10 protein-coding genes and 1 tRNA gene are annotated in these 12,761 nt (G+C 72.5%); 4 read left to right on the top strand and 7 right to left on the bottom strand.

Going from position 1 to position 12,761, the window contains the following annotated elements:
- Positions 1–230: 230 nt before the first annotated feature.
- The 5 genes from I003_RS0117520 to I003_RS0117500 all read right to left on the bottom strand — a co-directional run bounded on the left by I003_RS0117520 (position 231) and on the right by I003_RS0117500 (position 4,614).
- Positions 231–974: a class I SAM-dependent methyltransferase gene (locus I003_RS0117520; protein WP_027772692.1), complete on the bottom strand. Its 744-nt coding sequence runs from the start codon at positions 972–974 to the stop codon at positions 231–233.
- Positions 975–1,020: 46 nt separating this feature from the next.
- On the bottom strand, positions 1,021–1,815 hold the full coding sequence (locus I003_RS0117515; RefSeq protein ID WP_027772691.1) for an SAM-dependent methyltransferase: 795 nt from the start codon (positions 1,813–1,815) through the stop codon (positions 1,021–1,023).
- Between the two features lie 244 nt (positions 1,816–2,059).
- A tRNA-Glu gene (locus I003_RS0117510) sits at positions 2,060–2,132 on the bottom strand.
- Between the two features lie 157 nt (positions 2,133–2,289).
- Complete coding sequence (locus I003_RS0117505; RefSeq protein ID WP_027772690.1) at positions 2,290–3,696, bottom strand: GntP family permease; 1,407 nt, start codon at positions 3,694–3,696, stop codon at positions 2,290–2,292.
- A 387-nt stretch (positions 3,697–4,083) separates the two neighbouring features.
- Positions 4,084–4,614, bottom strand: coding sequence for a gluconokinase (locus I003_RS0117500; protein WP_027772689.1), 531 nt, complete (start codon positions 4,612–4,614; stop codon positions 4,084–4,086).
- A gap of 117 nt (positions 4,615–4,731) precedes the next feature.
- Here I003_RS0117500 and I003_RS0117495 point away from each other — a divergent pair, with 117 nt between their 5' ends.
- A complete protein-coding gene (locus I003_RS0117495; RefSeq protein ID WP_027772688.1) occupies positions 4,732–5,508 on the top strand; it encodes an FCD domain-containing protein in 777 nt (258 codons plus the stop codon).
- A gap of 251 nt (positions 5,509–5,759) precedes the next feature.
- Here the strand turns inward: I003_RS0117495 and I003_RS0117490 are convergent, their stop codons facing one another.
- Entirely contained in the window at positions 5,760–7,934 is a 2,175-nt protein-coding gene (locus I003_RS0117490; protein WP_199784311.1) for an MMPL family transporter, read from the bottom strand.
- A 157-nt stretch (positions 7,935–8,091) separates the two neighbouring features.
- Between I003_RS0117490 and sigJ the strand changes: the two genes are divergently transcribed.
- On the top strand, positions 8,092–9,054 hold the full coding sequence (sigJ, locus tag I003_RS0117485; RefSeq protein WP_027772686.1) for an RNA polymerase sigma factor SigJ: 963 nt from the start codon (positions 8,092–8,094) through the stop codon (positions 9,052–9,054).
- A 545-nt stretch (positions 9,055–9,599) separates the two neighbouring features.
- Here the strand turns inward: sigJ and I003_RS36115 are convergent.
- Positions 9,600–9,767 (bottom strand): hypothetical protein, encoded by a 168-nt coding sequence (locus I003_RS36115; protein WP_158689002.1) that lies wholly within the window; start codon positions 9,765–9,767, stop codon positions 9,600–9,602.
- Between the two features lie 386 nt (positions 9,768–10,153).
- Here I003_RS36115 and I003_RS0117475 point away from each other — a divergent pair, with 386 nt between their 5' ends.
- Both I003_RS0117475 and I003_RS0117470 read left to right on the top strand, forming a co-directional pair.
- Positions 10,154–11,557 (top strand): sulfotransferase family protein, encoded by a 1,404-nt coding sequence (locus tag I003_RS0117475; RefSeq protein ID WP_027772685.1) that lies wholly within the window; start codon positions 10,154–10,156, stop codon positions 11,555–11,557.
- Positions 11,554–12,750, top strand: a complete 1,197-nt coding sequence (locus I003_RS0117470; RefSeq protein ID WP_027772684.1) for a glycosyltransferase family 4 protein — start codon at positions 11,554–11,556, stop codon at positions 12,748–12,750. The genes I003_RS0117475 and I003_RS0117470 overlap by 4 nt, the downstream gene beginning before the upstream one ends.
- The last annotated feature ends 11 nt before the right edge of the window (positions 12,751–12,761 follow it).

Genomic DNA, 12,761 nt, shown 5'->3' with positions numbered 1-12,761 from the left:
ACGGGGCAGCCGGCGGTGCTGATGACCGGGACTTACTGTCAGAGCAGGCGCATACCCTTGGGCGGGCGTGAGGGGACGTGCGGTTCGAGGCGAACAACGGCGCCCACGACGCGGGCCCCGCTGCACACCGGCCCACCCCACGCACCAACGGCCACCCCGGCACGTACCCCCGTACACCGGCCTCGCGGGCCCCTCCCCCGGGCCGCACCCCCCTATCGGCCCGCTCCCCCTCACCTCACCGGCTTCTTCGCCATCACCACCACCCCCGGCCCCGCCTGGTCGTCGCCGGCCAGGCGCAGGTCCGCGACCACCCGCAGGCCCGCCCCCTCGATCACGCCCGCGAACTCCTCCGGCCGCCACCTGTGCGTCGTCCAGCGCACCCCCTCCCGTCCGTACGCCTCCGTCCGCACCAGGTCTCCCTCTCCCGCATGCGTCGCGGTGAGGAGGTGGCCGCCCGGCTTCAGTGCGCGCGCGAACGACGCCAGTACCTGGGGCAGTACCTCGCGCGGAAGGTTGAACAGCGACCACCACCCGAGCACGCCCCCCAGCGACTCGGCGTCGAGTTCCAGGTCGGTCGCCGACGCGACGCTGAAGCGGCACTGGGGGTGCAGGCGGCGGGCGTTCTCGATCATGCCGGGTGAGAGGTCCACGCCGGAGACGTCCAGGCCGCGTTCGGCGAGGTACGCGGTCACCTGGCCCGGGCCGCAGCCGACGTCGAGCACGGGCCCGAGACCCGCACCGGATCCGGACCCAACCGCAGCCCCCGACCCGGCCCCCGTCCCCGCACCGCGCCCGGAGGCGGTCACCGTGTCGGCGAAGGCGTCGACAGCCGCCTTCAGCCAGGGGTGGCGGCGGATGTCGCCCATCCCCGTCGTCTGCATCAAGTGGGCGTAGTCGTCGGCCACTCGGTCATATGACTCGCGGACGACGTCCAGGTCTGCCGGGCGGTCGATACGGGGTGCGTGTGTGTGCATTCCGCCAAGGTAGGACAAGGGTCCGACACACCCGGCGGCCCTGCCGTCAGTCCTTGCGGCCCACGCCCGCGTAGATGCCGATCTCGCGGTGGCTCGCCGGCGGCTGCATGTCCGGGCGCCAGAACGGGACCTGTACCAGACCGGGTTCGATCAGGCTGAGGCCGGCGAAGAAGGGCTCGATCTCCGCGTACGGGCGCAGGTTCAGGCCCGCGGTGGCCTTGTTGTAGACGGCCTGTGCGTCCTTGCGGTCGGCGAAGTCGCCGGTGGCGTGCGAGAGCACCAGGTAGCTGCCGGGCGGCATCGCGTCGCGCAGGGTGGCCACGATCTGCCGGGGCCGGTCCGCGTCGGTGAGGAAGTGGAGTACGGCCACCAGGAACACCGCGACCGGCTCGTCGAAGTCGATGACCCGGCGGACCTCGGGGTGGTCCAGGATGGCCGCTACGTCCCGGACGTCGGCGAGCACGATGCTGGTCTCGCCGGAGCTGCTGAGCAGTGCGTCGGCGTGGGCGCGGACGATGGGGTCGTTGTCGACGTAGACGACGCGCGTGTCCGGCGCGGTCTCGTGAGCCGTCTGGTGCACGTTCGGTGCGGTGGGCAGGCCCGTGCCGAGGTCGAGGATCTGGCGGATGCCGTTGCCGACGACGTGGCGGACGGCGCGCTGGAGGAAGGCGCGGTTGGCGCGCAGGCCGATCCGTGCTTCGGGGGCGGCGGCGACGAGTTCCTCGCCGGCCTTGCGGTCGACCTCGTAGTTGTCCTTGCCGCCCAGCAGATAGTCGTAGATGCGCGCGGGGTGCGGCCTGCTGACGTCTATCTCCTCGAAACGGAAGCCGTCCGGTGTCACACTGCGCTCCTCTCGGCATGCGTCACATTAGTACGGCCGTACGGACCTCTGCCCTGATGGCCGCCCGGCACACCACCGGCGCCCCCTCTCCCGGCGGTCCCGCTCCGGCGGTTCACGGTCACGCCCGCGCCCGGCCACGTCGTCACGCCCGCCGCCCGGCCATGTCGTCACACCCGGCCCCTCACCCCGCACGCCGAAAGGGCCCTGCCCCTGCGTTGCCGCAGGTCAGAGCCCTGAATAAAGGTGCCCCCAACGGGATTCGAACCCGTGCTACCGCCTTGAAAGGGCGGCGTCCTGGGCCACTAGACGATGAGGGCCGACGGCCCGCGGGTGCGCTGACTGAGCCGCGCTCGGGGGCTCCAGCAGGATATGGGATGGCAGGGGAGATCGCCAAAACGATTCCTTCTGGTGCCCCCCGCGCACCCGGCGGGCCGTGGGAGGGGTCGGAACAGGTTCGGAGGGCGGGAGCCGGAGTCAGGCTATGACGAAGAGGAGTGACGCGAGACCGAAGGCCGAGAGGCCGATCGTCGTCTCCATCACCGTCCACGTCTTCAGCGTCGTCTTCACGTCCATGTTGAAGAACCGCCCCACCAGCCAGAACCCCGAGTCGTTCACATGGCTGGCCGTGACCGATCCCGCCGCCGTGGCGAGGACGATCGCCGCGAGCTGCACCGCGTTGTAGTCCGCGTCCAGGACGACCGGCTGGATCAGCCCCGCGGCCGTCGTCAGGGCGACCGTGGCGGAGCCCTGGGCGATGCGCAGGGCCGTGGCGACGACGTACGCGACCACGATGACGGGCAGGCCCAGGTCGCTCATCGCGTCGGCGAGGGCGTCGCCGATGCCGCTGGCGCGCAGCACGCCGCCGAACATGCCGCCGGCGCCGGTGATGAGGATGATCGCGCAGACCGGGCCGAGCGCGGAGTCGACGAGCTTCTCGATCGTCTCCAGGCCCCTCCCGCGGCGCGTGCCCAGGACGTACGACGCGACGAAGGCCGTCAGCAGCAAGGCCACCGGCGTCGAGCCGAGGGCGCGCGCGACGTTGTACCAGGACCCCGTGTCCTCCACCCAGCCCGCCGCGCGGGCGGTGTCCAGGCCGGTGTTGGTGAAGATCAGCACCAGCGGGAGCAGGAGCAGCGCGATGACGGTGGACGCGGCCGGCGGGGCCTCCTGCTTCTCCTCCTGCGGGCCGCCGGTGAGGATGTCCGGCACCTGGAGGACGATCTTCTCGCCGATCCACAGGCCGTAGAGGTAGCTGGTGACGTACCAGATCGGGACGGCCATGACCACGCCGATCAGCACGACGAGTCCCACGTCCGCGCCCAGCAGTTCGGTCGCGGCGACCGGGCCGGGGTGCGGGGGTACGAAGACGTGCATGACGGAGAACGCGCCCGCGGCCGGCAGCCCGTAGCGCAGGACGCCGCCGCCGAGGCGGCGGGCGATGGTGAAGACGATCGGCAGCATCACGACGAGGCCGGCGTCGAAGAAGATCGGGAAGCCGAAGATCAGCGACGCGACGCCGAGCGCGAACGGGGCGCGGTCCTCGCCGAACTTCCGGATCATGGCGTCCGCGAGGCTCTGCGCGCCGCCGCTGACCTCCACCAGCCGGCCCAGCATCGCGCCGAGGCCGACGAGCAGCGCGACGCTGCCGAGCGTCGTGCCGAAGCCGGCTGTCGCCACCGGGACCACCTGGGCGGCCGGGATGCCGGCGGCGAAGGCGGTGAGGATGCTGATGGTGACCAGCGCGAGGAAGGCGTGGACGCGCAGGTAGATCACCAGGAACAGGAGCACGGCGACGGCCGCGCCGGCTATCGCGAGCAGCGGGCCCGCGGACATCGTCTGGGTCCAGTCTTCGACCTCTTGGGCCAGATGCACCGTCTTCATCGGAAAAGCTCCATCGCTTCTCGGGTACGGGGACGGGGTTGCGGTCGGGGGCAGGGACAGGAGCTGGGAGACATGGGGGTCGGGGGCGTTCGGTGGTCGTCACGGCCGGGACAGGGCCGTGGGGCGGGCACGGGGACCGCGGCGGGTTTCGTCACGGGGTCCGGGGCGGTCGGGCCGCCGGAAGTCCGGGCCGGAGCGGGTCGCAGCGGGTCCGGGGTGGTTCGGGGCAGGGGCCGGTGGTTCGAGCTGGAGCCGGGTGGTTCGGGGCAAGGGCCGGGTGGGCCGAGCGGGGTCTGGATGATTCGCGGAGCCGGTGCGGGACCGGCGTTCAGGGCCCCGGTGCCGCGCGGGTACGCGGTGGTCGTACGAGCCGTACGTCCCCGCGCCTCACCCCGACTGCGTGGCCTGCCCCAGGCGGCACAGTGCCTCGGCCGCCACTTCCTCCGGCGTCCCCCCGATGTCCACCACCACCCCGTCCTCGTCCGGCGCCAGCGGCTCCAGGTCCGCCAACTGCGAGTCGAGCAGCGCCGGCGGCATGAAGTGGCCGGACCTGGCCGCCAGTCGGCGGGCCAGGGTGTCGTGGTCACCGTTCAGGTGGACGAAGCGGACGCGGGGGCCGGCGTCGCGCAGGACGTCGCGGTAGGCCCGCTTGAGTGCGGAGCAGGTGACGATCGCGCTCTCGCCGGCGTCCGCCCACGAGGCCAGCCACGCGGCGATGGCCTGTAGCCAGGGCCGGCGGTCGGCGTCGGTGAGGGGGGTGCCGGCGCGCATCTTCTCGATGTTCTGACGGGGGTGGAAGTCGTCGGCCTCCGCGAGCGCCCAGCCGAGCCGGTCGGAGAGGAGCCGGCTGACGGTGCTCTTGCCGGCGCCGGAGACGCCCATGATCACGACCCCGGTGTGGGTACCCGGAGTGACCAACCCGTGTGAAGAAGGCGGGGACAAGAAGCCCTCCTAGAATGGTGTTACCAATCGCCGGGAAAGGTAGCACCAATGGCCGATACCGGGGAAGAGTTCCGCCCGGGATACTCTTCAGCGGTGGAGCTACAGGGCGTTGACCATGGGAAGCGGGCGGGCACGGCCTCCCCGCCGCCCCCGGCCACTGACGCCGCCGTCCTCCACAGCTCCGTCCTCGACACCATCGGCGAGGAGATCACCGGCGGCGCTCTGCCCGAGGGCCACGTGCTCACCCTGGAACGGATCCGCGAGCGCTTCGGCGTCTCCCGCACCGTCGCCCGCGAGACCATGCGGATCCTGGAGTCGATGGGCCTGGTCCGCTCCCGCCGGCGCGTCGGCATCACCGTCCAGCCCCGCGCCTCGTGGAACGTCTACGACCCCCGCGTCATCTGGTGGCGCCTCTCCGGCCCCGGCCGCAACGCCCAGCTCCGCTCGCTGACCGAACTCCGCATCGCCGTCGAGCCGCTCGCCGCCGCGACCGCCGCCCGCAGCGCCTCCGCCGCCGAGCGGGAACGGGCCACCGAGATCGCCGCCGGCCTCCGCGTCCTCGGCGAGGCGGGCGATCTCGACCGCTTCCTGGAGGCGGACATCGCCTTCCACACCCTGCTGCTCCAGGCCAGCGGCAACGAGATGTTCGGCGCGCTCGCCGACGTCGTCGCCGTCGTGCTCCAGGGCCGCACCCAGCTCGGCCTCATGCCCCACCACCCCGAACCCGCCGCCCTCGACCTGCACGAGGCCGTCGCGGACGCGGTGGCGGGCGGCCGGCCGCGGGACGCGGAGGCCGGGATGCGGGAGCTGCTGGCGGAGGTGCGGCACGCGATGCTGCCGCTGTGGGAGCCGCGCCCGCCCCAGGGGTGAGCGGGGGGCCCGCTCACCCGACGGACGAGCGGATCCCCGCGGTTCGCGCGCGGGCAGGATGCCTCCCGTACGACGACGTGCACAGCGACTTCCGTACGGCGACGTGCACGGCCGCTTCCGTACGGCGACGCGCAAGCCGGCTCCCGTACGGCCGCGTGCCCCGCCTCCCGTACGGCAAAGGGCCCCGCCGGCCGTCGCTCGACGACCGGCGGGGCCTGCCACCTGTCGGCTCCCCCGCGCCGCAGGCTTGCTCAGTGCTTCTCCAGCTCCACCTTCGGAAGGATCTTCGCCAGCGGTGCCGGCAGCCACCATGCGCGCCGGCCCATCAGCTCCATCGCCGCCGGCACGATCAGGCATCGGATGATCACCGCGTCGACGAAGATCGCCACCGCCATGCCGAAGCCCGCCTGCTGCAGCATCCGTTCCGAACTGAGCACGAAGGCCGCGAAGATGACGACCATGATCGAGCCCGCCGCCGTGATCACCGCGCCGGTGTGAGCGAGGCCCTCCCGGACGGCGCGCGAGGGATCGCGGTTCTCGTCGTTGACCCATTCCTCGTGCATCCGGGAGATCAGGAAGATCTCGTAGTCCATCGAGAGACCGAAGACGATCGCGAAGAGCATCACCGGCAGATACGCCTCGATGGGTCCGCCCTCGAAGCCGAGCGCGCCGTCCTGGAAGACCAGCTTCATCGCACCGAGCGCCGCGCCGATGCTGAGCAGGTTCAGGCAGGCCGCCTTCAGCGGGATGAGGACGGACCGGAACACCGCCATCAGCAGGACGATCGAGAGCCCGACCACGATGATCATGAACACCGGCATCCGGTCGCCGAGCTTGCCCGCGAAGTCCTCGGCCGCGGCCGTCGCGCCGCCGACGAGGTATTCCGCGTCGTTGTCCGCCGACAGCCCCGGCAGCACGTCGTCGCGCAGCGTGTCGACCAGCTCGGTGGTCTCCTCGTCCTGGGGCGAGGAGGTGGGGAAGACGAGGACCGTCGCGGCCTCGCCGTCCGGGGTGGGCATCGGGGGCGCGGTGGCGGCGACCCCCTCGGTCTCGCCCAGGGTCCGCGCCGCCGCGGCGGCGGCCTCCTCGGGACCGGCGTCGCCGCCGTCGGTCACGATCAGCAGCGGACCGTTGAACCCGGGGCCGAAGCCGTCGGAGAGCAGGTCGTACGCCTGCCGGCTGGTGGAGTCCTTCGCGTCGTTGCCCGCGTCGTTGAAGCCGAGCCGCATCCCCAGCGCCGGGAAGGCGAGGGCACCGAGAAGCAGCGCCGCGGCCACCAGGGCGGCCAGCGGGTGCTTCTGCACCCCGGTGGCGAGCTTCCGCCAGCCCGTCCCCTCCTCGGGCTTGCCCTGCGCCTTGCGCTTCTCGGTCCGCTTGGCGAACTGACGGGCGAAGCGGTTGCCGAAGATGCCGAGCAGGGCGGGCAGCAGCGTCAGCGAGGCGAGCATCGTCATCAGTACGGTCAGCGCCACCGCCAGCGCCATGCCCTGGATCGCCCCCACGCCGAGGGCGGTGAGACCGAGCAGCGCGAGGATGACGGTGCAGCCGGCGAAGAACACCGAGCGGCCCGCGGCGTCCATCGCCGTGACGGTCGCCCTCTCCGGTGCCTCGCCGCGTACCAGCTCCGCGCGGTAGCGGGAGAAGATCAGCAGGGCGTAGTCGATGCCCACGCCGAGGCCGACGAGCACCATGATCGATGCCGTCCAGTCGGCGATGGTGACGACGTGCGAGGCGATGACGACGAGGCCGACCGTCGTGCCGACCGCGAACAGGGCGATCATGATGGGCAGTCCGGCGGCGATGAACGTGCCGAACATCAGCACCAGGATCACCAGCGCGGCCAGGACGCCCACGCCCTCCGCGGCCCCGGTGCTGCCCTCGCTCAGCAGCCGGGCGGCGTCACCGCCCAGCTCGACCTGGAGGCCGTCGCCGTCGATCTTCTGCGCGGCGTCGAGGATGCGTTCCGTGTCCTCCTTCGGCATCTCCTCCGCCGGCACTTCGAGTTGCACCGTGGCGAAGCCGATGGTGCCGTCCTCGGAGACGGCGGCGGGATTCTCGTAAAGGCTCTGGACGTCGCCGACCTTGGGCAGCTCCGCGACCTCCCGGAGCATCGGGTCGACCCGGTCCCGTACGCCGGTCAGCCCGCCCTCGGCGCGCAGCACGATCTCCACGGTGTCCCCGGCACGCGCCGCACCGTGCTCCTCCAGCATGTCCGCGGCGGCCTGCGATTCGGTGCCGGGGATGGAGTTGTCGTTGCGATAGGCGTCCCCGGCGGCGGTGGATATCCCCAGTACTCCGATGAGGACCGCCACCCACAGGATCAGGGCGAGCCATTTCCGACGGTGGGCGAAGCCCCCGATGCGGACGAACACGCCCGTCTGAACGGGCGGCTCAGCGCTTTGTTCTCGATTCTCGGTAAGCGTCATGTTCTCTTCCCCGGAGGGTCGTCAAGCGTCCCGGGGGGTGGGCCCCGGGTTTCCGTAGCCTGTTGACGACGTAGCCCCCCGAGGTGTGACATTAATACTCGCCGGAACCGGCCCGTGTCACCACGTGACCGGCCATTCGTCTGAACGGGACGGGGTAATGACGAAACGGGACGCACGGGATGCTGCCGGGTCGGACGACGGGCCGGAGGGCGGATCGGACGCCGGGCGGGATGCCGCGCGGGTCACGGAAGAGCAGCTCGTGCGGTCCTTCGAGGCCAACCGGCCGCGGCTGCTGCGCGTGGCGTACACGATGACCGGCTCCCTGGTGGAGGCCGAGGACTGCGTGCAGGACGCGTGGCTGCGGCTGCGCCGGCTCGACGACCCCGGTTCCGTACGGAACTTGGGCGCCTGGCTGACGACGACGGTCAGCCGGCTGGCGCTGGACGCCCTGAGCAGCGCGCGGGCGCGGCGCGAGCACTACGTGGGCACGTGGCTGCCGGAGCCGCTGGTCGCCGACCGCTCGCACGACCCGGTCGACCGGGTGACGCTGGACGAGTCGGTGAGCATGGCACTGCTCGTGGTGCTGGAGCGGCTGTCGCCGGCCGAGCGCACCGCGTTCGTGCTGCACGACGTCTTCAGCATCCCGTTCCCCGAGATCGCCGAGGTCGTCGGGCGCTCGCCGGCCGCCGTACGGCAGTTGGCGTCGCGGGCGCGGCGGCAGGTGGAGGACGGCCGGCCGCGGACGCCGGCGACGCTGGCGGAGCAGCAGAAGGTGGTGGACGCGTTCACCGCGGCGTGCCAGGACGGCGATCTGCCGAAGCTGATCGCGCTGTTGGATCCGGACGTGGTGCTGCGCGGCGACGGCGGCGGCAAGGTCGTCACGCTGCAGCGTGCGGAGCGTGAAGCGGCCCGGGTGGCCCAGATGATCATCACGTACGCGGGCAAGGAGGGGCCGCTGGACCTCCGCCCGGTCGACGTCAACGGCGTGGCGGGGCTGGCCATCCGGGGCGGGGACGGGCAGCTCGCCGTGCTGTCGCTCACGGTGGACGCGGGGCGGATCACGGCGATCGACATCGTGCGCAACCCCGACAAGCTGGCGAGGGTCCCGGACCTGGACTGAGACCGGCACCGGCCGCCGGGGCGGCGGCCCGCCCCGGCGTTCGTCCCGGCGGCCGTCCCGTCCGCGGCTGTCCCCGGGGGTCGGCTCCGCGGGGCCGGGAAAGCCACCGGGCTGCGGTGTCCGGCCGGGTTCACCGAAGTCGCAGAACTCCGGCAGGTCGCCGTCCTGCTTGGCGTTCTCCACGCGCACGTCCTGGTGCTGGTGCGGGAAGTCCTCGGCGGGCCCGGTGAAGCGGGCGGCGGGGAAGCGGCGGCGCGCAGGCGGTGGCGCGGGCGCGAGGGGGGTACGGCGGTTCCGGAAGGCGTTCGAGCCGCGGGCACCGCGGCAGGGCGGGGGTGCGGGCGACGGCAGACCGTGCACCGCCGCGGGCCGGCCTTCGGCGGCGGCCGGTGCCGGTCGGCGCCCGTTCCGTACCGCCGCGGCCCGGCAGGCCGCGGGTGGGACGGCACCCAAGACGCCCCCACACCGGTGGTGCGCCGGGTGGGGGCGTCGGTCCCGGACACGGGGGTCCGGGGTGGGCGGGCGGGGGAGGGTCCGCCCGCCTGTCAGGGGGCGGTGCCCCAGGTGAGCGTGCCGGCGTCGTGGACGCCGGCACGCGGGTTGTCCGTGTACGCGGTGGTCGTGGCGCGGCCGGCGTCGTCCGGCCCGCCGAAGCCCGTACGGGGACGGGCGCCGGTGCCCCGTCCGGCGGCGGCGCTTCTTCGCACTGTCATCGCGGCTCTCGCGCTCCTCTCGGGACAGCGGGACCGGTGGCGGGATGCAGCGGGAAGGCGTCTCCCGCCACCGGGGCTTTGCGTGCGTGCGCGGCACGTGGGGGAGTGCCCTCGGATCGACGCGCGCGGGTTGTGCGCTGAGCTCGGGTCCCGCGACGTACGTGCAACGTGCGTAGTGCGTGCAAGGCTTGAAGCTATGGGAGCGCTCCCACAGTCCGGCAAGCCCGCGCCGCTGTCAACCCCCCGCGCGTGAATCTGTTCCCCGCCCCCCGTCCCACCGGCGCCGTTACCCCGTACGGAAGTCTGAAGAATCCGCGCGGGCGCAACCCTTCGCCCGCCGCCTCGTTTTCCGGGCCGGAAACACCTCTCGCACGGACCGGTGGACAATGCTGCGGCAACTGAACAGAGCACTCGGCCGGTTGACCGGCCTCCAGATCCGGCGCGCCCCCAGGCCGCACAAGAAGAAGACCAAGGCCGTAGCCCCCGCCGCACGCCCCGGACGCCGGCCGGAGTACCGCCCGCCCGCGAACCCGCAGATCGACAGGCTGATCCGGCAGCCCGTCTTCGTCATCACCCCGGTACGCTCCGGCGCCACCCTGCTGCGCGTGCTCCTCGGCGGCCACTCCCGGCTGCACGCACCGCACGAGCTGCACGTACGACGGCTGGAGGTCACCGCCGGCACCGAACTGGCCGTCGAGGCGATGAACGAGCTGGACCTGCACCGCACCGACCTGGAGCACCTGCTCTGGGACCGCGTGCTCCACCGGGAGCTGGTCCGCTCCGGCAAGGACATCCTCGTCGAGAAGACGCCGAACAACGCCTTCGCCTACCAGCGCATCGCCGCCTGCTGGCCCGACGCACGCTTCCTCTTCCTGCTGCGCCACCCCGCCTCCATCGCCCAGTCCTGGTACGAGGCCGACCCCGCCGGGCGCACCCCGGAGGAGGCCGCGCTGCAGGCCGTGCACTACACCCGCGCCACCGAGCGTGCCCGCCGCGAACTGCCCGGCCACGTCGTGCGCTACGAGGACCTGACCACCGACCCCGAGAGCGTGCTCCGCGGCATCTGCGGCTTCCTCGGCATCGAGTACGAGCCGGGGATGCTCGACTACGGCGCCCGGGAGGAGCGCGAGCTGCCGAAGGGGCTCGGTGACTGGACGGAGAAGATCCGCAGCGGGCAGGTCCAGCAGGGGCGCGTGCTGCCCGAGCCCGCGGAGGTGCCCGAGGTGCTGCGCGAGATCAGCACCGCGTGGGGCTATCTGGACGGCCCGGCCGACCCCGCCGGCACGTTCCACGCCGAAGTCACCGGTGTCTGGCCGCGTGACGGCCTCATCCGCATCGCCGGCCGCCTCCACGGCGCCCCGGCGGCCCAGCTCCCGGCCCAGGACCCGGCGTCGGATCCGGCCGGGGGCCCGGCCCCCGGCCCCGCCCTCCAGTGGCAGCTCGCCGTCTCGCTGACCGGCTCTCCCGACCACCGCCTCGACTACCCCGCGACGCTCCACGACGGGAGCTTCGAGGCCAGCGTGCCCGTCGCCGACCTGGCGCCCTCCGGCCTCGCGCTGCCCGCGAAGTGGGACCTCCACCTCACCGCCGACACGGACGCCCCGCGCGTACGGCTCCAGGCCGCCCGGAACATCCACGACATCGAGCAGAAGAAGAACATCGTGGTGTTCCCCGCGCAGTCCGTGTCGTGCGACGCCGACACGGTCCAGGTGAGGCCCTACTACACCGTCCGGAACAACCTTTCCATCGCGTGCCAGCTCCGCGACGAACTCTCCCGGACGACATCGTGAAGATCCGCTACCTGCTCCTCAACGCCTACGGCAAGGGCGGCACCATCCGCACGGTGTTCAACCAGGCCGGCTCCATGGCCGCGGCCGGGCACGACGTCGAGATCGTCAGTGTCGTACGCCGCCGCAAGTCGCCCTGGTTCCCGCTGGACCGCCGGGTGCGCGTGACCGCCGTCGTCGACTCCTACGGCGCACCGCCCGCCCCCGAGCCGTCCGCGTGGACCGCCCGGTTCAGCGGTCGCGGCCGGGCCTCCCGGTACGTACCCAACGGCGAGGTCGCGCGCGAGCACTTCACCCGGGACGTGGAGACGCGGGTGATCCGCTGGATGGCCCGGCTGCGCGGCGGCGTACTCGTCACCACCCGCCCCGCGCTCAACATCCTGGCCGCGCAGCACGCCAGCACCGACGTCATCCGGGTCGGCCAGGAGCACATGAACCTCGCCACCCACGCGCCGGACGTGAGCGCCGCCATCGTCCGCCTCTACCACCGCTTCGACGCGGTCGCCGTGCTCACCGAGCGCGACCGCCAGGAGTACGCGCGGCTGCTCCCCGGCACCCGTGTCGTGTGCATCCCCAACGCCGTCCACACCGGCCGCAAGCAGCAGTCGTCGTATGCAAACCCCATCGCCGTCGCCGCCGGCCGGCTGAAGAGCCAGAAGGGCTTCGACCTCCTCATCCCGGCGTTCGCCCGGGCGGTGGCCACGCGCCCCGACTGGCAGTTGCGGATCTTCGGCAACGGCGACAAGGAAGCGCAGCTCCGCAAGCTCATCGAGAAGCACCAGGTCTACAACCACGTGTTCCTCATGGGCTTCACCCCGCACCTCGACGACGAGCTGGCCAAGGCGTCGATGTTCGTGCTCAGTTCGCGCTTCGAGGGTCTGCCCATGGTGATGATCGAGTCGATGACGCACGGACTGCCCGTGGTCGGCTTCGACTGCCCCACCGGCCCCGCGGACGTCCTCACCGACGGCCGGGAAGGGCTGCTCGTGCCGCCGCGGGACGTCGGCGGGCTCGCGGTGGCCATGGGGCAGATGATGGACGACGAGGGTATGCGCGTGGACATGGGAAAGGCGGCGCTCGCCAAGTCGCGGATGTACGCGCCGGAGGCGGTGCACCCCCGGTGGGAGGAACTGTTCGCGGAGCTGGCGGCCGAGCGGGCGGCGCCGCGGCGCAAGCTCGTACGAACGGCGGCCTGACGGTTCGTACG

Source organism: Streptomyces sp. CNQ329 (assembly GCF_000482585.1).
This window is presented reverse-complemented; position numbering and strand designations above follow the sequence as displayed.